The following is a 19,292-nucleotide window of genomic DNA, read 5'->3' on the forward strand; positions in this document are numbered from 1 at the left end:
GTCAGCGAACGGAGTCCCCCGTGGCAGGAGCCGCCCGGGTCATCAATGATCCGGCACACGACCTGGCAGTGCCTCCCCGGATACCCCCATGGACGGTGCCCAATCCCGACGGGCCCGCCCTGATCCGTATGTCCGAGGGCACCTCCGCCCGTGAGGTCCCGCTGACCAGCGAGCCGCCGCTGGGCGACCTCACCCCGCTCACCGCGGAACAGCCGCTGGCCATCCTGCCCCCCCTCACCGCGGAGCCCAACGGCCGCGGCGGCGCGGAGGCCGGCGAGGGCTGATGGACCGGCTGTCGCGCCTGGCCGCGACGCATGGCGTCGCCACCTCCTACGAACCGGCGCCCGGCCGCCGGGTCAAGGTGCCCAGGGACACGGTCGTCGCCGTCCTGGCCGCGCTGGGCGTGGCCGCCGACGACCCCGGACCCGCCGCCCGGCCCCGGCTCCTGCCGCCCACCGTGGTGGTGCGCGACACCGGCCGGGCCGCGGCGCCGCCCGCCCTGTCCGCCCTCCCGGAGGGCACCGCGCTGCGGGTCGAGACCGAGGACGGCGAGACCCGCGACTACGCGGGCGCGCCGCTCCCGCTCGGCTGCCACACGCTGCGCGCCGAGACCCCCGACGGCCGCGCCGCCCGCGCCACGCTCATCGCCGCCCCGGCCCGGCTGCCCGGCCCGCCGGGCCGCACCGCCGGGTTCCTGGTCCAGCTCTACTCGGTGCTGTCCCACCGTTCCTGGGGCATGGGCGACCTGGTCGATCTCGCTGACCTGGCGAGCTGGGCGGGCCACACGCTGGGCGCCGGGTTCATCCAGGTGAACCCCCTGCACGCGGCCGTCCCCGGCGCCTCCGGCGAGGCCACCGACCCCTCCCCTTACCGCCCCGGCACGCGCCGCTTCGCGGACCCCGTCTACCTGCGGGTCGAGGACATCCCCGAGTACGCCTACCTCGACGCCGACGCCCGGCGGCGCGCCGACCAGATCCTCTCCCGCGCCGCCGCGCTGCGGGCCGCCGTGCTCGGCAAGGGCGCGCCCATCGACCGCGACGCCGTGTGGACGCTGAAGCAGGAAGCGCTGGAGATCGTCCGCCGCGTCCCGCTCAGCCCCGGCCGCGCCGCGTCGTACTGGGCCTACCTCGCCCGCCAGGGCCAGGCCCTGGAGGACCACGCCACCTGGTCCGCCCTGGCCGAGCTGTACGGGCCCGACTGGCGCGCCTGGCCCGCCGGGCTGCGCGATCCGCGGTCGCCCGAGACCGCCCGGGCCCGGGGCGACCACCTGGGGCGCATCGACTTCCACAGCTGGCTCGCCTGGCTCACCGACATCCAGCTCGCCCGCGCCCAGCGGACCGCCGAGCTGGCCGGCATGCCGATCGGCCTCGTCCACGACCTGGCCGTGGGCGTCCACCCGCACGGGTCCGACGCCTGGGCCCAGCAGGACGTGCTGGCCACCGGCATGTCGGTGGGCGCGCCGCCGGACGCCTTCAACGACCGGGGCCAGGACTGGGGCCTGCCGCCCTGGCGCCCGGACGCGCTCGCCGAGCGCGGCTACGCCCCCTACCGCGAGCTGGTGGCCGGGCTGACCCAGCACGCGGGCGCGCTGCGCGTCGACCATGTGATGGGCCAGTACCGGCTGTGGTGGATCCCGGAGGGCGCCGCGCCGCACGAGGGCACCTACGTCGCGTACGACGCGGACGCCATGCTCGGGGTCCTCGCGCTCGAAGCGCACCGCGCCGGCGTCGCCGTCATCGGCGAGGACCTGGGCACGGTCGAGCCGGGCGTGCGCGCCGACCTGGCCGAGCGCGGCGTGCTCGGCACCTCGGTGCTGTGGTTCGAGCGGCACTGGGAGCGGCGGAAACAGCCGCCGCTGCGCCCGGAGGAGTGGCGCTCGGCCTGTCTGGCGGCGGTCACCACGCACGACCTGCCGCCGACCGCCGCCCGGTTGGACGGCTCCTACGTCCGGCTCAAGGAGCGGCTCGGCCTCCAGGCCGACCCGGCCGAGGCGCTGCGCTCGCTGATGGCGGAGAACGCCGAGTGGCTGGACACCTTCGCCCGCCTCGGGTTGCTGCCGCGCGCGGCCCCCGAGGAGCAGCGGATCGCCGCCGCCTACCGGTTCCTGGCCCGCACCCCGGCCGCGATGGTCGGCATCTGGCTGCCGGACGCGATCGGCGACCGCCGCCCGCAGAACCTCCCGGGCACCTGGCGGGAGTACCCGAACTGGCGGCTGCCCGTCGCGGACGGCACCGGCCGGCCGGTGACCCTGGAGGAGCTGACCGGCTCGTCCCGGGTCGCGGCCCTGGTGAGGGCGGTGCGCGACGAGATGGCGGGGCCGTGAGGAGGCGGCGGAGGGCGTTCGTTACTGTGGTGTCCGTGGTCAACCTGAACAAGAAGCGCGCCGTCGCCGTCTCCCTCGGCACGGTGCTGCTGACGCTGATGACATCCCCGGCGGCCCACGCACTGAACCGGGACGACGGCGACGACCCGGGCAGCGGCCTGAGCGTCGCCGAGACGCTCGGTCTCTTCGTGGTGACCCCCATCCTGCTCTTCGCCGTGATCGCCGGCCTGGTGGTCCTGAGCGACCGCAAGCGCTGAGCCACGGGGGCGCGCCCCTCCGTAGACTGCCGTCACCTGTCTGTCGGTGCGCCCTCGGGTCTGTGCGAAGGCACCCGGCATTGCCACCGCCGAGCCGTGGAACGAAACGGCACCCGCCGCCCGCTCGGCATCAAGCTCCGCCTCACCTCGGGGGCGGAGCTGCGGCACGCGATCACGGGCCAGACCCACCCCGGGGAGCACTACGATGAGCCGGAACAGCCCGTCGTGCGCGGCCTGTTCCCCACCCTCCAGGCCGACTGGGCCACGCTGAACGCGACGGACGCGTGGATCGCGTCCCACGAGGACAGGCCCCCGGCCCTGCGCCGCCTGGTCCTGGAATCCCGCGACGACCTGGCCAGCGCGCTGCGGGCACAGGAACGGGACGGGTGACGTCCGCGGCGGACCTGACCATGTGACCTGGCCCGCCGCGAGGCGACCGGACGGCCCGCCCATGGTGAGCCGTCTCCGCTCCGCGCCAGGGGTGAGGGACAGCAACGCGTGTTCGACATTTCAGGTCGTCTTGTCCGGATATCGGTGAGCGCAGCGTATGCCATGGCGGACGGCGCCAAGTGACGTGCGTCGGGTCCTGCCACAGGTGGTGCAGCGGGAGGTCCAGGGTAGGGATGTACGGCCTGGATAGCGTTGGAGGGGTTCGTAGCCGGCGGCACGCATCTCCCTGGCGGCCTGGTCAGGGGTCACGCGAGGGCGGGGCTGCCTGCGGTGGACGCAGCGCTGGCCAACCCTGATCCGTTCCAGCGGGATGAAGCGGTCGCCGACCGGACAGCCGGGCTGGGTGCAGCACATGCGCCAGGGCACGGTGGCGTTGCCGGGGTAGGGTTCCAGTGGCTCGAAGCCCGCCCGCCCCAGCTCCTGGGCAGCCTTGGTGTGGTCAACACGCTCGCGGACCGGTGGCCGGTGGCCGCAGCGGCGCAGGCCCATGCGGAGGTGGGCCAGCCACACCCGCCTCACCTGCCGACAGGCAGGGTGGACGCAGCGCACCTTCCACGAAGCGGTGGCGGTTCCGGGGTAACGGTCCACCGGGTCATAACCAGCGGCCTTGAGCTCGGCGGTCGCTTGCTCGTGCGTCACGGGCGCATGTGGCTTGGTCATGCGGCGTTGACCGGGACTTGGGCCCATACCGTCTTTGTGCAGGCGTCGATGGTGGTGGCCCACACGGTTGCGAGTTCGTCCAGCAGTACCACGCCACGCCCGGACTCCGCGTCCGCCGTCGCGGCACGCCGTACCGGAACCCGGTCCGGGCGCCGGTCCGTCACAGCGATCCACACGAACCCGCCCTGGTGCTTGACCTCGACGTCGACGGTGCCGTGGCTCGGGCTGCCGTGTTCGACCGCGTTGGCGAACAACTCGCTCGCCACGAGCACGGCATCCGAACAGTCCGTCAGACCCCACCAGCCCGCATGCTCCCGCACCGCCCGCCGCAACTCGCCCGTCGACTGCTTTTCGGCAGGCAGTGTGACCGCGAAGCGACACTCGGAGGATACGGACGACACCGAGCCGTCCTCGGAGCCGGGAGATCCGCCGCACACAGCGGAGGCGGGCCGCTGCCCGAACATCATCCTCAGGTGGTACCGGCGCCGGAACCACAGCGCGACGTTGAGAGAACGGCCTACGGGGCAGGCCCGCGAATCGGGCTCAAGGACGGGCCAGCGGAGAAACAACGCGGTGGTCGACATACGTGACACCTCCCGGGACGCCCCTGCTGACGGGGGGTGTCCACTGCTCGACAGTGGGTAGCGCACTCACCGAACCGCAGGCGATCCTGAGCGAACCAGAAATGACCCGGCCGTCGCATGCGCCTATGCGCCCCCCGCATAGGCATGAACGGAATCCAGACAGCGCGCTGTACGAATCGTTGGGACACACACATATGAACTGGTCGACGCAGGCCATTCGCGATGCATCGAGGACCGGCGACTACGGACGCGTCGTCCGACTCGCGCGACTGGACGCCCGCGTATCGCAGAAACAACTCGGCGAGGCATGCGGCCTCAGCCAATCGGCTGTCTCGCGGCTGGAGGCCCACGGGACCGGTTCCTACGACATGACGGTCCTGGCCCGGGCCGCCACACATCTGCACATCCCGCCACGGCTGCTCGGCCTCGCCGATCACCTGGCTTCCCTCCCTGTATTGGACGGAGACGTGGAACGGCGCAACTTTCTGGCGACTGGCGCGGTGATCGCTGCGGTCCCCGTATTCGGCTCATCCACCCCCGGCAGCCACGCGACGGACGGACAGGCAGCGACGCTGCGCACGGCGACGACAGCCTTCCGGCGGCTGGACGGCACCACACCATCACGCCACCTGATCGAACCCGTCCTGGCGCACCTGCGGCTGACGCAGAAGCTCGCCTCGGAAGCCGCTGACGATCAGCATCGCGGGCGGCTCGCCGCTGCGGGAAGCGAGGCCGCCAGCCTCGCCGGCTGGCTCTCGTGGGACATGGGAGACCACGGATCCGCAAGGACGTGGTACGGCAGCGCCATCACCGCCGCTCGACGCTCCTCCGATCGACTTCTGGCCGCCTACCAGCTCGGAAGCCTCGCGCAGCTCGAAGCACATGTCGGCAACGCCCCCCAGAGTCTGGCGCTCGTCCGGTCCGCGAGGCAGCAACTCGGCAGCGAAAGGCCCGCGATCGCCGACGCCTGGCTTCTCACCATCGAGGCCCTCGCCCACGCGTCGGCCCATGCGGCCCCGGCGGCCGATCGGGCACTGCGCGCCGCATGGGACGCGGCGGCGAGCATCCACAGCGAGGAGCCTCCGCCCTGGCCCTGGGTGTTCGCCTTCAACGAGAGCAAGGTAGCCGCCTGCCGCCTCTCCTGCGGAGCGCGCCTGGGGCTGCACGAGTGGGTCTTCTCCGCCCAGGACGCCGCCGCAGCCGCCCTGTCGTCGGGCCACGACAAGCAACGGGCACAACTGGTGCTCGATATCGCCTTCGGCCATCTCGCCGCCGGTCGACTGGATGGCGCATTCACGCTCGGCATGCGAGCGCTGGAGACCGGTCTTCGTTACCGTTCGGGCCGCACCGTGGAACGGGCTCGCGCCCTGCGCAGGGCCTACACCTCGCCCACTCCTCCGCGAGTGGTCCGCGACTTCGACGAACGGCTGCACGGCGTCTACATGTGAGCGAAGGCAAGGGGTAACCGACATGCGAGTAGGAATCACCGGCCACCGGGGGCTGCCGGAGAACGTCGCGGTCCGCGTCCGGGAACTGCTCCGCTCCCAGCTCGTCACCTACGCACCGGACCAACTCATCGGCGTCTCCTGCATCGCCGACGGCCCCGACGCCTGGTTCGCCGATATCGTGCTTGACCTCGGGGGCCGGATCGAGGTCGTCGTCCCCGCTGTGAAGTACCGGGACGACCTGCCGGAGTGGCACCACCCCGCCTACGACGAACTCCTGCGGCGCGCGACCCAGATGCACGACACCGGCCTGGAAGAGTCCGACTCACAGGCACACATGGCGGGAAGCGAAATCCTGGTCGGGCTCTCCGACGCACTTCTGGCCGTCTGGGACGGCAAACCGGCACGAGGCCACGGCGGCACCGCCGACGTTGTCGCCTACGCACAGGCCAACGGCGTCCCCGTGCACGTCCTGTGGCCGGATGGCGCGACAAGGGACTGAGCAGCTCTCGACGAATTCATGGGCCATGTCGGCAGGATGGGCCCCGCACATCATCGATAACGAAACTCGATACGGGACTACACTCACAGTTATGAGCGCCGAAACCACCGACCAGGCAGCGTACGCGGACTCACTGCGCAAGAAGCTGATCGAGGAACTACGCGAGAAGGGTGATGTGCGCAGTGACCGAGTTGCCGCGGCCTTCGCGGCGGTGCCGCGGCACCGCTTCACTCCGGGCGCTTCGCTGGAAGAGGCGTACGCCAACGACTCCGTGATCACCAAGCGAAATGAACGAGGCTTTCCGATCAGCTCCGTGTCGTCGCCCTGGGTGCAGGCCCGGATGCTGGAGCTGTCGGGACTCGGTCCCGGAATGCGCGCGCTGGAGATCGGGGCCGGTGGCTACAACGCCGCCCTGATGGCCGAGTTGGTCGGTGAGCAAGGTGAGGTCGTCAGCGTTGATATCGATCAGGAGGTGACCGACCGGGCGACCGAGCTGCTGGCACAGACCGGCTACGACCGCGTGCGGGTGCTGTGTGCCGACGGCACCTACGGAGCCGGAAAGCTGGCCCCGGGAAGCGGTTTCGACGCCATCGTGGTCACGGCTCAGGCGCCCGATCTACCGCCGGCCTGGTCCGAGCAACTCGCCGGGCAGGGGCGGCTTGTGGTGCCGCTCAGCCTTCGAGGTACCCGCCAGGTTTTCGCTTTTGAACACGAGGGCGGGCATCTGCGCAGCCGTGGGCGGACCGAGTGCGGCTTCGTCGGCATGCGCGGGGACAACCGCCACGGCGGTCACACCATCGACGTCAGTGGCGAAGACCTGCGGCTGAGTCTGGGCGACGACCAGCAGGCCGACGCCGAGGCGCTCCGCTCCGCAGTAGCGTCCTCATCACACAGCACCGTGTGGACCGGGGTGACCCTGCGCGGAAACGAGGGCGCCCTGCCCTCGCTGGATCTGTGGCTGATCAGCACCGTCGATCCCTGTGCGCGGATCTACGCCAGCACCAGGGCTGTGGAACGCGGCTTGTCCGGCTGGACGATCGCCACCAGTGCCACGTGGGAGAGCAGCACCCTCGCCTACCTCACGATCCGCCCGAACACCACGGGAGGTCATGACGGCTTCGAACTCGGCGCGCACGCCTGCGGCCCTGATCGCGTTCTTCTGGCGGAACGACTCGCGGAGCACATCCGTGCCTGGGACAGCAGCGGTTACCGAGGCGCGGTGGAACCGACCGTCCGCGTCTACCCGGCCACTACTCCGGAAGACCGGCTCCCTCCTGGACGGGTCATCACCAACCGCTACTCCCGGCTCGTCGTCTCCCTGCCCTGACGCCACTTTACTGATCCTCGTCGACTCCCGGCTCTTGTGCCGGGTGTCTCCACAATCCATCCGTTCAAGGAGCTGCGGAAGCCATGACACCTCAGAGCGCTGCGTCGGCACTGGATGACGCCTTCGACCTTGCCCCGGAGACAACCGACCTGTCCTCCATCGGCTCGGCACTCGCCGATTCCGAGCCGTGCACGCAGGACGGCTGTGGACCGTCCCCCACCACCGGCCCCACCACGGGGTGCGCCGCACCGGACGGCCCGGTGCTGGGCAACGGTGGCGGCTGCAACCTCGTGTAGGCCCCAGCCTCGTCTCGCGTCCCTCTCGCAAGTAGCCGTGTGTGGCACGAGCTTCATGCCACACGGCGCGTTTCGCTCACAGGAGGAAGACCCACGTTGGTCCGCCGTGTGTTCACCCACCAGCGGGTGGCCATGGCCCGCATTCCGCTGCGCCCGGTCGTACCCGGCCCAGCCGGGGACTGCGCGGGCCTGCTGGCCGAGGGCATGTTCCTCGCCTCCCGTTCCCTGTCCCGGGCCGTCGACGCTGAGCAAGCGGCCAACAGTCCACGTCTCGCGGCTACCTGGCGCGCCTATGACATCCGCTCCCGGGCCCGCGCCACCCCGCACGGAGTATTCTCCGGCGTCGCCCCCGCGACCTTCACCAGCGAGGCTGCCACGCTCCGTCTCGGCTCCCGGCACCGGACCATCACCACCGTGACTCCGTCATGGCTGATTGCCGTGGCAGATCAAATCATGGATGACGAGGAGCTGCTGCTTCGCCTGACGTTGACGTCCAACAACCTGGGCGTGCGGCGCGCGGACCGGTTGGAAGCCGACCATCCGGCGCCGAACGGCGGGACCGCCCAGCGCAGCAGCGTCCGTGCCACCGACGTATCCGTGTGGGTGCTGGACACCTGCCGAAGGGGGGCGCCGGCCGAGGAAGTGCTTGGGGGCCTGGCAGCCCGGTATCCGTCAGCGGGTGAGGCCACGATCAACACTGCGGTGCGGCAGATGCTCCGCGCGGGTCTGCTCCTGGCCGACCTTCTTCCCGCCAACATGCGAGACGACCCGCTCGGCCACCTCCTTGCCCGGCTCCCTGCGTCGGCCACGCTGCGACCTGCTCTGGAACGCCTGCGAGATCTGCTCGCACGCGCCGATGAGCTGGCCGTCGGCGCGCCGGAACGGCTGGAGCTGCTGCGCTCCGCCCGACAGGCCGCCGACGAGATCGTGACGGTCGAACGCCCATTAGCGGTGGACACGCTGGCCGACGCCACCCTCACCCTCCCCCACACGATCGGGCAACAGGCCGCGCAGGCTGCCGGCATCCTGTGGCGGATCAGCCGGACGCCCCCTCCCGGGGCCCTTTACCACGAGAAATTCGTCCGCACCTATGGGCATCACCGCCTGGTACCGCTGCTGGAGGTCATCGACCCCGCCATCGGTATCGGTCCGCCCGACGACGCCGACGACATCGGCGCTCAGAGTGACATCGAACCTCGCGTGGCCGGGGTGCTGGCCCGCCTGCTGGCCGAGGCCACCGCCCGGGGACAGGCCGAGATCACCCTCGACGACGACCTGGCCGATCAGTTGGGGCACACCGCTGGCGCTGTCCCGCCACGGACGGCGGAGATCCATGTGCGGTTACTTCGCCACGGTGGCCAATTGCGGATAGCGGTTTGCGACATGGGGTCGCAGGATGCCGGTTCGGCCGCCGGGCGCTTCGCCCACTGGCTTCCCCGGCTCGCGCCGGAGACAGCCGGGCCGGAGGGGCCGATGGTCGCGGAGGTCGTCTGCCGTCCCCGCACCGGGGCGCCCGCCGCTCTGGCGGTCGAGACCGGCTTCGCCGAATACCGGATCCCCCTCGGCGTTCCCGAACATACATACGATCTGACTCCAGATGAGCTACTGATCGGCACCACCGGCCGTCACCTTGTCATGTGGTCCGCCCGGCACGAGCGCCCTGTCATACCGGTGCTCTTCACCCGCCTGACCCGTGATCTACTGCCCCCAGCAGCCCAGGTCCTGCGCTTGATCGGGCATGCCGGAATCCGGCCCTGGCACGCCTGGTCCTGGGGACCGGCCGGCTATGCCCCCTTCACCCCCCGCGTCCGGTACAAGAACACCCTCCTCGCCCCCGCCCGCTGGAGACTCCCGGACGATCTCGTCGGCGCCGCCTCCGACCGTCATGCCTGGGACAAGGCGCTCGCCGCCTGGCGGACCGACGCCGTTCCGCCGTCCCCGGATGTCGTGGTGGTCCAGGAGTCGGACCGCCAAATCCCTCTGGACTTACGGCAGAACGAAGACCGCGAACTGCTGCGCCGCAGCGTGGGACGCGGAGCGCGGGCCGTCACCGAACTCCTCGGTGGCCCTGATGCGGACGGTGCGGTCCTCGACGGGCCGGGCGGTCGGCACGCTGTGGAACTGGTGGTGAATCTCTCCCGCCGAGACAAGCCTCCAACGCCGCACCGGGATCCGCGTTCCGCACCTCGCCGCCGTGCCACCGTGCACCTTCCGGGCGGGAGCTGGCTCTCGGCCGCCGTCCCGGTGCCAGCCGAGCATCAAGACCGGGTGCTCAGGCAACTCTATGACGTGCTCGCGCCTGCGGCCGACCACCTCAACCGCTGGTTCTGGCTGCGCTACCACACCCCGGCTCTGGGTGATCATCTGCGCATTCGTGCCCACGGCGACCCCGAGGTCATCGCGGTCCACGTCCTGCCGCTGCTCACTGCCTGGTGCTCCGCACTGGCCGACCGACGGCTCGGGGGCCGGATGGTGCTGGAGCCCTACGAGCCGGAGATCGAACGCTACGGCGGCCCGGAAGCCATCGGAGCCGCCGAAGAGGTCTTCGCCGCCGACAGCGTATTCGTCGTCCACGGCCTGACCCTCACCACTTCCACGGACGACCGGCTGGTGATCGCCGCCGCGTCCGCCGCGGACATCGCCCGCACGGTGACCGACCAGCCCCACACGGCACTGCGCGGCCACCAGCTGACCCCCCACAACCGCCGCACCCACGATGCCCTACGTCCCAGACTGCGTGCAGCGGTTGCCGAGCCCACCTCCCTTTTCCCCACCGTCCTCTCCGCTTCCTGGCGCACACGGCACGGAGCACTGACCGCCTACCAGGCCACGCTCACCGACCCGCACGTGTCCGCGTTGTGCGCCTCCGACTTGGTGCACATGCACTGCAACCGTCTCCTCGGCTCCGACCCCGCGCACGAACGCGTCGCCCGCTCATTGGCCACCGACCTTCTGCACACACAACCTCATGCCCACCAGCACTGACACCATGGTCGAGCAGGCCGTGGCCGTGGCCCACGCCCTTCTCGACCCGGAACGGGTCGCCGCGGCCCTCACCCCGCAGGCCGCCGCAACGCTGTCCGACGGCCTGGCAGGCACCGCCCTCCTGCACGCCTGCCTGGCCCGTACCAGCCCCGAGTTCACCACCGCAGCCGCGCGACACTGGGAAGCTGCCGCTCGCCTGCGCGGCCACGCGCCACCCAATGGCATCCACACCGGCCCCGGTGCCCTGGCCGCATCCCTGATCACCGGCTCCGCCTACCTCCCTGACCCCGCTTCCTACCACGCCACCACACGGAAAGCCACCGCCTGGCTGTCTGCCCGTGCCCAGGGACTCGCCCGCCACCAGAAGCGACGCATGGACAGCGGACAGCCGGGTGCCCCCTGGGCGGTGTACGACGCGATCAGGGGACTGGCCGGGATCGGCCGCGTCCTCCTGACCGCCCACACCGCCGGGTACCAGAAGGCGGCGGAACCGGGCCTGACCGCCGCACTCACCACCCTTACGGCTCTGATCCAGACCCGGTGCGGCTCCCGGCCCGGATGGTGGCTTCCGGCCTCCGACCACCCCGAATCCGTCACCGTCCACCCCTCTGGTGCGGCCACCACCGGCCTGGCTCACGGCATCGCCGGCCCTCTCGCTCTCCTCTCAATCGCCCACACCGCCGGCCGCACCGTCCCCGGGCAGGCCGAAGCCATCCGTACTGCCGCAATGTGGCTGCTCACCTGGCAAGAACCCACCGGCTCCTGGTCACCATGCATCAGCGGCAACGACCTGGAGAACCCGCCCGATCCAGGAACACGCCGCCTGCCGAGCACGAGCGGTAGGCGAAACGCCTGGTGCTACGGCACTCCGGGCATTGGCCGCGCCCTCACTCTCGCAGGCCAAGCCCTGGATGACCCCGACCTGTGCCGCGTCGGCCGCACCGCCGTCGCTGCCCTGGCCGAACGAGCCCCCGCCCGCTGGGACACCGAAGGTCCCGGGCTGTGTTACGGATCGGCCGGAGTCCTCCAAGCCGCTGCCCAGATCGGATGCGAAGCGACAGCCCGGCGGGCCGCCGAGTACACCGCTTCCCACCATGACCGCCAACGCCCCTTCGGCTTTCCCCACCTTGAGAGGGGAACTGCCCACGACAACCCCGGGTTTCTCTCCGGTGCTGCTGGAACCGCCCTGGCTCTCGCCGACTACGCCGGTCTCCTCGCCCCCGCACCGCCCGCCTCCTGGGGCAGCCTTCTGCTCTTGGCCTGACCCCAAGGCCCCCCTGATCTTCCCCGCCACCCGCAGCCGCGGCATGGGGCGGTCCGGGCACTCTCCCGTTAGCCGGACTCGCCGCGTTGCGCGTGCTCCGGCCGCGTCCGGACCTCCGGCAGTTCCCCCGCCGCGTCAGCGGGTGAATTGCCCCACACAGGCGACGATGGCCACGGGCAGACCGAGAGTCCCGATGACGACACGCCACCTCTCGCGCGCCGTTCACCGGCCGGTCGTCTCGTCCACCTAATCGCCCATCGCCCCCCTCGCTTCTCCGGACAGGCCCCAAGGACAGTGCCTCACCGGCCCCCATTGCTGACGAAGCCGAGGGGACGACACGACGCTGAATTCCTTTGGGATTTTCCCGAACTCCCAGGGCGGGCAACGCCCTCCGGGTGCGGCGGCCGGTGGGCCGCCGCACCCGGGTGGCGGGAGGTGTCAGACGGCCGCCGCCGCGTCCGCGGCCTGGGCGTTCAGCGCGCGCTCGACGCCCGCGCGGGACTCCGTGACCAGGCGGCGCAGGGCCGGGCTCGGGTCGGCCGAGGCCAGCCAGGCGTCGGTGGCCTCAAGGGTGGCCCCGGAGACCTGGACGGCGGGGTAGAGGCCGACCGCCACCTGCTGCGCCATCTCGTGGCTGCGGCTCTCCCAGACGCTCTTGAGCACCTCGAAGTACCTCTCCGTGTACGGCGCCAGCAGCTCCCGCTGGTCCGTCTGCACGAAGCCGCCGATGACCGCCTCCTGCACGGCGTTGGGCAGCTTGTCGCTCTCCACCACCGACGCCCACGCCTCGGCCTTGGCCTCGGCCGTGGGGCGGGCGGCGCGGGCCGTGGCGGCGTGGCGCTCGCCCGCCGAGGTGGCGTCGCGCTCCAGCTCCGCCGCGATCTCCGGCTCGTCGGCCCGGCCGGTGGCGGCCAGCCGCTGGAGGAACGCCCAGCGCAGCTCGGTGTCGACGGTCAGCCCCTCGATCGTCTCGCCGCCGGCCAGCAGTGCGGCCAGCAGGGCGAGCTGCTCGTCGGTGCGGGCGGTCGCCGCGAACGCCCTGGCCCAGGCGAGCTGGTGGTCGCTGCCGGGCGCTGCCGCCCGGAGCTGCTCCAGGGCCGTCGCGGACCAGGTCGCCAGACCCGTCTCGCGCCACGCGGGCGCGGCGTACAGGTCGAGGGCCAGCTTCACCTGCCGGTGCAGCGACTGCACGACGCCGATGTCCGTCTCCTTGGTGATCCCGGAGATCACCAGCGACAGATAGTCGCGGGCGGCCATCTCGCCGTCGCGTGTCATGTCCCAGGCCGAGGCCCAGCACAGCGCGCGCGGCAGCGACTCGGTGAAATCGCCCAGGTGCTGGGCGACCACCGCGGTGGACTCCGGGTCGAGGCGCACCTTGGCGTACGACAGGTCGTCGTCGTTGAGCAGCACGACGGCCGGGCGGGCCCGGCCCTCCAGCTGCGGCACCTTCGTCAGCTCGCCGTCCACGTCCAGCTCGACGCGCTCGGTGCGGACCAGGGCGCCGCCGGTCAGCTCGTACAGGCCGATGGCGATGCGGTGCGGGCGCAGCACGGCCTCGCCCTTGGCGCCGACGGGCAGCGCGGGGGCGGCCGGCTCTGGGCGTCAGCGCAGAGCCTGGGTGACGCGGTGCCGCAGCCGCTCGTCGTGGAGGGTGTCGATCGCCCGCCAGGCGGCGTCGGTGACTTCCTCAGCTTGGAGCTGGCGGATGTCGGTGCTGGTGCGGAAGAGGAACCGGAAGTCGAAGTGCTGGTGGTCCGGCTCACCCTTGGTGTCGTTGGCTGGGATGGGGTGGATGTCGATGTGGATGGGGTGGTCGCTGACCGGCGTGACGGCGTCCGCGGGGATGCCGGTCTCCTCGGACAGTTCACGCAGGGCCGCCTCCCGCAGCGTGGTGTCGGAGATTTCCAGATGGCCGCCGGGCAGGAGCCACTTGTCCAGGGCGAGGTGGTGGATGTGCAGGATTCGCCCGTCGGGGTCGGCGAGGATCGCCCCGGCGGTCGCGTGGCCGCGGAACTCCTTGCGGGTGGAGATGTCCGCGTGGTCGTCGAGCAGGTCGAGGACGGGGGCGAGGTCGGCCTTCTCGTTCGGGTGGTCGTTGAGGTAGGCGTTGACCGTCGCGTGGATGTGGTCTGCCGTGATCGGCAAGGTGGTCTCCTTCAGCGGTTGAAATAGCCCAGCCAGGTCGCCGCGATGGCGGCCCGGTCTGCGGGGTCGGCCTCATGCATACCGGCATTGAGGTCGTCGCGGGCGAGCATTCTGATCCCGGCGAGGATCTCGGCCTGGACGAGAAAGATGAACGGGCCGACGCTCGCGCCATGTAGGAAGTTGACGGCGTTTCCGCCGTTGAGCAGGTAAAAGTAGGAGCCCGTGGTCTGGTAGCGGGTGATGTGGTCGCGGACCTGGGTGCGGGTGTAGACGTCCGGCAGTCCGGCGAGGTCGAGTTCGTCTTCGCTGCTGGTGACGGTGGCGATGTAGGCGCCGTTGCGCAGGTGCGGGAAGTCCTCGCCGTGCAGCGAGACCGATCCCGTCGCGCAGAGCACCAGCCCGGCCCCCGCCAGGGCGGCCTCGCGGTCGCGGGCAACGGTAAAGCCCTGGGAGAGGGCTTGGGTGCGGCGGACGGGGTCGATGTCGAACACGGTGACGTGGACGCCCTTTGCGTGCAGCAGCCGGGCGATCGAGGAGCCGAGCTTGCCGAACCCGATCACCAGAGCGGGCCGTCCGTGCAGGATGTCGCCCCGGCCGCGCATCAGCGCCTCGGTGGAGAACACCACCGACTGGCCGACGAGGAAGTCCTCGGGCTCCTTCAGCGGCGAGCGGGCGACCGAGACCACCGGGCAGGGCAATTTGTTGATCTCCTGGTAGCGGCGGTGGCCGTTCTCGGTGTCCTCCACCACTCCGGCGATGCGGCCGGAGAACCGGCCGTGCAGATCCTCGATAACGGGTGCGAAATAGCCGCCGACGTCCAGCAGCACGACCGTTTCGCCGGCCGCCCGCGATTCGAAGTACTCCAGTGCGGCATCCGAGTCGGCGAACAGGTCGCGGGAGAGCGTGTCAACCGGGACCGTATGCTCGACCTCGCGCCGGGCGGCCGGGCTGATCGACTTGGGCTTGGGCAGTACTGCCCGCAGCCGGCTCACCGCCGCGACCGCGCGGACGAAGCCGGGCCTCTCCGGCAGCAGGTGCGTGACCAGGAACGACGCCGCCGGTTCTTTGGGGGTGAACTGGGTGGCGATCTTGGCGAAGTAGGAGTCCAACCGAGCGCGTTCAAAGGATTCCATGACAGTTCCCTCTCATCCGTCAGTGCGGATCGTGCGTGGGAAGGCTGAGGCGTTCATGTGATGCGGGCCAGACGAACAGAAGCCCGTCGGCAGCGAGGGCGGTGTCGATGCGTGCGGCGTCCGCCGGCTGCGGCAGTGCGTCCAGCCGACCAGCACAACTGCTGTCCCCCTGCTGGTGACCAGCTCGGTCCGGCGGGGGTGCGTCGGAAGCCGCAGGCAGGAGGCGGGTCAGCATGCCGCCTCCCGGAGGGCGGGGACAGCCTTGAAGCGCTTCCCGAGCGGCTGTCGGTCCTCGACTCCCCAGCCGTCCGCGAGCGTCTCGACAATCAGTAGGCCCCGCCCGGAGGTCTCTGAGGATGTCGGGTGATGGACCTGTGGCCGCTGGTCGCCGCATCGGCGGCTTCGGCTGTCATGCACTTCCACGCGTACGAAGTCGTCGTCGACAGCCAGCCTCGCCAAGAAGCCGTGCCCAGGCTCGCTCCCGTGGGCGAGCGCGTTTGAGGCCAGCTCGGAGATACACAGCCGGTTGTCCTCCGCGGGCCCGTCCAGCCCCCAGGCCGTCAGGGGCGAGGTGGCGAACTCGCGTGCCAGGTCCACGGATTCCGGCTTCGCGTCGAAGTACTTCTGCATCACCTCGGACATGGCTGGCCTCATGTTTCGGTGTCCAAGGCAGGTGTGCATCCCGTGCTGCTGCTGCGGGTGGGGCCGCTGGGCGGGCTGGTGGTGCGGTGTGCGGCTGGGCGGGGCTTGCGGGCCCCGCGGACCAACAGCAGCCGGGCTCGGGCCGCCTCGATATGCTGCTCACGCCCCGCTGCTATCACCTTGGGCCCCAGGTGGGAGGCGGCGGGCAGTACGACGCCGTAGGTGTCGGGCAGCGCGAGCACGTCCAGTAGCCCCGTGAACGCCGGGGCCATCGCGGTGGTGGAGCGTTCGGTGAACACTCCGGACAGCAGGAGCTCGTGCTGGCGGCAGTACTCAGCCAGCGACGCTGCCAGGGCCTTCTGCCGGGCAGTGGAGACTCGCACCAGCCGCAGATAGCCATAGACGACCGGGTCGGCGACGCTGCGATGCTCGGTGAGGGTTTCCATGCTCGTGACCGTCCAAGGGCTCGGAAAGGAGTGGCACTCCGAGTCTGACTGCGACTCAACGCACCGGGAATGACAGGCTGTTGCACTTCCGTCGCACTTCCGTCCCCCCGCTTGCACGCGGCGTGTTTCGATGATGACCGGAAGGGAGCGACGCGTGGCGACCGTGCACCACTGGACCGGCCTGGAGGCCCGGGCCCTGCGTTTCGCGCTGCGGCTGAGCGTTCGAGCCTTTGCCGAACACCTTGGCGTCGGGGTCCGTACCGTCTCCAAGTGGGAGAAGCTCCTCACCGCCACCGAGCCCAGGCCCGACACCCAGGCCATCTTGGACACCGCGCTCGCCCGAGCAGACGCCGCGGTGCATCTGCGGTTCGAGACGAACCTGTCCGAGGCTGGACGCCCCACATCAGGGCCAGGCCGAAGAGTGGCCGTGACCGGTCCGCGGGCATGGGAGTACGAGTCGTGGAGCGACGACCTGGACCGCACCCTCGTCGCGCTGTCCCGCCAGAACTTCGCCTTCGCCGACAACCTGCTTCGCCGGTGGCTTGCCCGTTTCAAGACGCTGGAGCTGGACGACAAGGGCCAGTATCTGCTCGCCCGCTCCACCGCCCTGCTCGGCGATCTCCAGCGCGATCAGGGCGCCGTGATCGGACCGATGTCGGCCCAGCACTCGTATGCGGGCGCACGCTCGGTCTTCACCCAGCTCGACATCCCCCGCCGCGTCGCGCAGCTCGACCTGTCCCTGGCGGTGGTCGCGGAGATGTCGGGCAAGCTGGAGATCGCCGCTCGCCACTACGAAACCCTCGCCGTCGATGATCGGCTCTCCCGCCGCGACCGCGCAAGGGCCCGACTGTGGGTGGGGACCGCTCTGAGCAAGGACGGCAACCACGACTATGCCGTCCGCGTCATGCTGGCCGCGACCCGCGAGTTCGAGGATCTATCCGAGCCCGACGACTGGTCGGTCGCCCATCAGAAACTCGCCCTCGCTCACCGTGGCGTCGGCGACCTGAGCACCGCCCTGTACTTCATCGACATCGCCCGCGGCACCGGCGTGACCGATTCGCCGATGCAACGCGTGCGTCTGGACACCGCTCATGGTCACATCCTGCTGTCGGACCCGGATACCCGGAATGATGGGCTGCGCGTGCTCGACGACACCGCGAAGCTGGCCGCCAAGTTCGGCCTGAGCCATCAGCTACGCAGCATCGAGGGCATCCGGATGACGACCGAGGGGGCATCGGGCCCCCGGCGACGGTGACCAGGGAGACAGGCGAGTGACGGAAAACCAGCGGGCCATCACCGACGACCAGCGGCAGCAGGCCAAGCTGATCTGGGACTACCACCAGATGCACCACCACGTGTGGCCCTGCGACGCCGCGATCGGCCTGGGCAGCCACGATCTTGGAGTACCCGCGTTCTGTGCCCAGCTGTATCGCGCCGGGCTCTTCCCGACCCTGGTCTTCACCGGCGGCCCCAACCCAACCGCGCCCGAGCGGTTCCCCCATGGCGAGGCCGTCCATTTCCGCGAGCACGCCCTCGGGCTCGGCGTCCCCGACGCCGCGATCCTGCTCGAACCCAGCGCCCGCAACACGGGCCAGAACATCACCCTCTCCCGTGAGGTCCTGGCCGCCGCCGGGATCACGCCCAGCACGGTGCTGCTGATCTCCATGCCCTATATGGAGCGACGCTCCTTCGCCACCGCCCGCAAAATGTGGCCCGAGGTCGGGGTGATCTGTGCCTCGGAGCCGCTGGAGTTCGACGACTACCTCAAGAGCATCGGTGACGAGAAGCTCGTCACCGACCAACTCGTCGGCGACCTGCAGCGGGTGATCGAGTATCCGAAACTCGGGTTCGCCATCGATCAGGACGTCCCGGAGGACGTGCATGCCGCGTACGAATCTCTCCTCAACGACGGCTTCGACAGCCGCCTCATCAAACCCTGACCTCCCGCCGCCGGGCGAGCTGTGCGCCATCCACCAGCCCAACTTCTTCCCCCGGCTGACCACCCTGGCGAAGCTGTTTGCGGCGGACTACTGGATCATTCTCGACGACGTGCAGTTCACCCGCCGCGACTACCAGCACCGCACCCGCCTGGCCGTACTGGACGACCCGTATCGGCGCCAGTGGCTCACCATCCCCACCCACTTGCCTCACGGCCGCCGGACGGCCGTCCGAGAGGCCCTGATCGCCGATCCGGTCCGGTCGCGGCGGCGGGTGGCCCAGATGCTGCCGCAGTACTACGGAGCCAGCCCGCACTGGCCGGCCCTGCGAGGGGAACTGGCGGTGGTGCTTGACCTGTTCGAGACCAATGACAAGACCGCCGAGGTCGCCGAAGCCTCTACTCGTCTCCTGCTGGACCTGCTCGGCTGGAGGGGCCAGATCCTCCGCAGCAGTCGGCTTCCCGCCCGCCAGGGCCGGTCCCAGCGGCTCGCCGACCTCACCGAAGCCACCGGCGCCCGCAGCTATCTGTGCGGGACCGGCGGCATGAAGTACCTCAAGACGGAATGCTTCGACGCCATCGGGGTCGGCGTCATCCCGTTCCGCACCCCGGCCTCGGGGATCTGGGTCCACGGCCGGGAGAACAGTGCCCTGAACGCGCTGATGCGGGGCGGCCTCGAGCGGACAGGGTACGAACTTCTCGCGGTCGCCGCCCGGTATCGCGCTGTCACTCGCTGGGGCGGTTCTGGTCGCGCATCATGTTCCGCTGGGCCTGCCGGGCGGAGATCAGATCGTCCTGGGCCTCGGTGAGCGCGGACTGCAGGCCGTCCCGGTCCGCTTCGGCGCGGACCAGCTTGATGCCCAGTTCCTGGTTGGCCACGGTGAGTTCGTTGATGCG

18 protein-coding genes and 1 pseudogene are annotated in these 19,292 nt (G+C 70.6%); 13 read left to right on the plus strand and 6 right to left on the minus strand.

Going from position 1 to position 19,292, the window contains the following annotated elements; genetic code table 11:
- The first annotated feature begins 95 nt into the window (after positions 1–95).
- From OIE51_RS19490 to OIE51_RS19505, 4 genes are all read left to right on the plus strand, one after another.
- The gene (locus OIE51_RS19490) at positions 96–284 is read left to right on the plus strand and encodes a hypothetical protein (protein WP_326600823.1); all 189 of its coding nucleotides are present in this window, start codon (positions 96–98) and stop codon (positions 282–284) included.
- On the plus strand, positions 284–2,323 hold the full coding sequence (gene malQ, locus OIE51_RS19495) for a 4-alpha-glucanotransferase (RefSeq protein WP_326599026.1): 2,040 nt from the start codon (positions 284–286) through the stop codon (positions 2,321–2,323). The genes OIE51_RS19490 and malQ overlap by 1 nt, the downstream gene beginning before the upstream one ends.
- Before the next feature lie 35 nt (positions 2,324–2,358).
- Positions 2,359–2,580, plus strand: coding sequence for a hypothetical protein (locus tag OIE51_RS19500; protein ID WP_442812083.1), 222 nt, complete (start codon positions 2,359–2,361; stop codon positions 2,578–2,580).
- Between the two features lie 96 nt (positions 2,581–2,676).
- Complete coding sequence (locus OIE51_RS19505; RefSeq protein ID WP_326600824.1) at positions 2,677–2,970, plus strand: hypothetical protein; 294 nt, start codon at positions 2,677–2,679, stop codon at positions 2,968–2,970.
- A 716-nt stretch (positions 2,971–3,686) separates the two neighbouring features.
- Here the strand turns inward: OIE51_RS19505 and OIE51_RS19510 are convergent.
- On the minus strand, positions 3,687–4,274 hold the full coding sequence (locus OIE51_RS19510) for an ATP-binding protein (protein ID WP_326599027.1): 588 nt from the start codon (positions 4,272–4,274) through the stop codon (positions 3,687–3,689).
- 194 nt (positions 4,275–4,468) lie between these two features.
- Between OIE51_RS19510 and OIE51_RS19515 the strand changes: the two genes are divergently transcribed.
- The 6 genes from OIE51_RS19515 to OIE51_RS19540 all read left to right on the plus strand — a co-directional run bounded on the left by OIE51_RS19515 (position 4,469) and on the right by OIE51_RS19540 (position 12,093).
- On the plus strand, positions 4,469–5,722 hold the full coding sequence (locus OIE51_RS19515; protein WP_326599028.1) for a helix-turn-helix domain-containing protein: 1,254 nt from the start codon (positions 4,469–4,471) through the stop codon (positions 5,720–5,722).
- A 22-nt stretch (positions 5,723–5,744) separates the two neighbouring features.
- Complete coding sequence (locus OIE51_RS19520) at positions 5,745–6,221, plus strand: hypothetical protein (RefSeq protein WP_326599029.1); 477 nt, start codon at positions 5,745–5,747, stop codon at positions 6,219–6,221.
- 91 nt (positions 6,222–6,312) lie between these two features.
- Positions 6,313–7,548 carry a methyltransferase, FxLD system gene (fxlM, locus tag OIE51_RS19525; protein WP_326599030.1) on the plus strand — a complete coding sequence of 412 codons (1,236 nt, stop codon included), beginning with the start codon at positions 6,313–6,315 and terminating at the stop codon, positions 7,546–7,548.
- A gap of 83 nt (positions 7,549–7,631) precedes the next feature.
- On the plus strand, positions 7,632–7,844 hold the full coding sequence (locus OIE51_RS19530) for a hypothetical protein (RefSeq protein ID WP_326599031.1): 213 nt from the start codon (positions 7,632–7,634) through the stop codon (positions 7,842–7,844).
- Positions 7,845–7,940: 96 nt separating this feature from the next.
- The gene (locus OIE51_RS19535; RefSeq protein WP_326599032.1) at positions 7,941–10,829 is read left to right on the plus strand and encodes a lantibiotic dehydratase; all 2,889 of its coding nucleotides are present in this window, start codon (positions 7,941–7,943) and stop codon (positions 10,827–10,829) included.
- The gene (locus OIE51_RS19540; RefSeq protein WP_326599033.1) at positions 10,813–12,093 is read left to right on the plus strand and encodes a lanthionine synthetase C family protein; all 1,281 of its coding nucleotides are present in this window, start codon (positions 10,813–10,815) and stop codon (positions 12,091–12,093) included. Before OIE51_RS19535 ends, OIE51_RS19540 begins: the two co-directional genes overlap by 17 nt.
- A gap of 438 nt (positions 12,094–12,531) precedes the next feature.
- Here the strand turns inward: OIE51_RS19540 and OIE51_RS19545 are convergent.
- The 5 genes and pseudogenes from OIE51_RS19545 to OIE51_RS19565 all read right to left on the minus strand — a co-directional run.
- A pseudogene (locus OIE51_RS19545) lies at positions 12,532–13,680 on the minus strand (ERAP1-like C-terminal domain-containing protein); the annotation flags it as partial.
- Between the two features lie 15 nt (positions 13,681–13,695).
- Entirely contained in the window at positions 13,696–14,238 is a 543-nt protein-coding gene (locus tag OIE51_RS19550) for an NUDIX hydrolase (protein ID WP_326599034.1), read from the minus strand.
- Between the two features lie 11 nt (positions 14,239–14,249).
- The gene (locus tag OIE51_RS19555; RefSeq protein WP_326599035.1) at positions 14,250–15,371 is read right to left on the minus strand and encodes an adenosylhomocysteinase; all 1,122 of its coding nucleotides are present in this window, start codon (positions 15,369–15,371) and stop codon (positions 14,250–14,252) included.
- Positions 15,372–15,599: 228 nt separating this feature from the next.
- Positions 15,600–16,013 carry an ATP-binding protein gene (locus OIE51_RS19560; RefSeq protein ID WP_326599036.1) on the minus strand — a complete coding sequence of 138 codons (414 nt, stop codon included), beginning with the start codon at positions 16,011–16,013 and terminating at the stop codon, positions 15,600–15,602.
- A gap of 8 nt (positions 16,014–16,021) precedes the next feature.
- Complete coding sequence (locus tag OIE51_RS19565; RefSeq protein ID WP_326599037.1) at positions 16,022–16,459, minus strand: hypothetical protein; 438 nt, start codon at positions 16,457–16,459, stop codon at positions 16,022–16,024.
- A 154-nt stretch (positions 16,460–16,613) separates the two neighbouring features.
- Between OIE51_RS19565 and OIE51_RS19570 the strand changes: the two genes are divergently transcribed.
- The 3 genes from OIE51_RS19570 to OIE51_RS19580 are packed head-to-tail and all read left to right on the plus strand — an operon-like array spanning position 16,614 to position 19,204.
- A complete protein-coding gene (locus OIE51_RS19570) occupies positions 16,614–17,714 on the plus strand; it encodes a helix-turn-helix domain-containing protein (RefSeq protein ID WP_326599038.1) in 1,101 nt (366 codons plus the stop codon).
- A gap of 16 nt (positions 17,715–17,730) precedes the next feature.
- Positions 17,731–18,399, plus strand: a complete 669-nt coding sequence (locus OIE51_RS19575) for a YdcF family protein (RefSeq protein ID WP_326599039.1) — start codon at positions 17,731–17,733, stop codon at positions 18,397–18,399.
- On the plus strand, positions 18,341–19,204 hold the full coding sequence (locus OIE51_RS19580) for a WbqC family protein (RefSeq protein ID WP_326599040.1): 864 nt from the start codon (positions 18,341–18,343) through the stop codon (positions 19,202–19,204). The genes OIE51_RS19575 and OIE51_RS19580 overlap by 59 nt, the downstream gene beginning before the upstream one ends.
- Positions 19,205–19,292 lie beyond the last annotated feature (88 nt).

Origin of the sequence: Streptomyces sp. NBC_01803 (assembly GCF_035917415.1) — a bacterium.
Classification (GTDB): domain Bacteria; phylum Actinomycetota; class Actinomycetes; order Streptomycetales; family Streptomycetaceae; genus Streptomyces.

Bases quoted from the DNA above. Each gene is read 5' to 3' on its own strand.
- malQ (WP_326599026.1), top strand. From the start codon at position 284: ATGGACCGGCTGTCGCGCCTGGCCGCGACGCATGGCGTCGCCACCTCC.
- OIE51_RS19510 (WP_326599027.1), bottom strand. From the start codon at position 4,274: ATGTCGACCACCGCGTTGTTTCTCCGCTGGCCCGTCCTTGAGCCCGAT.
- OIE51_RS19515 (WP_326599028.1), top strand. From the start codon at position 4,469: ATGAACTGGTCGACGCAGGCCATTCGCGATGCATCGAGGACCGGCGAC.
- OIE51_RS19520 (WP_326599029.1), top strand. From the start codon at position 5,745: ATGCGAGTAGGAATCACCGGCCACCGGGGGCTGCCGGAGAACGTCGCG.
- fxlM (WP_326599030.1), top strand. From the start codon at position 6,313: ATGAGCGCCGAAACCACCGACCAGGCAGCGTACGCGGACTCACTGCGC.
- OIE51_RS19530 (WP_326599031.1), top strand. From the start codon at position 7,632: ATGACACCTCAGAGCGCTGCGTCGGCACTGGATGACGCCTTCGACCTT.
- OIE51_RS19540 (WP_326599033.1), top strand. From the start codon at position 10,813: ATGCCCACCAGCACTGACACCATGGTCGAGCAGGCCGTGGCCGTGGCC.
- OIE51_RS19555 (WP_326599035.1), bottom strand. From the start codon at position 15,371: ATGGAATCCTTTGAACGCGCTCGGTTGGACTCCTACTTCGCCAAGATC.
- OIE51_RS19560 (WP_326599036.1), bottom strand. From the start codon at position 16,013: ATGTCCGAGGTGATGCAGAAGTACTTCGACGCGAAGCCGGAATCCGTG.
- OIE51_RS19565 (WP_326599037.1), bottom strand. From the start codon at position 16,459: ATGGAAACCCTCACCGAGCATCGCAGCGTCGCCGACCCGGTCGTCTAT.
- OIE51_RS19580 (WP_326599040.1), top strand. From the start codon at position 18,341: ATGCCGCGTACGAATCTCTCCTCAACGACGGCTTCGACAGCCGCCTCA.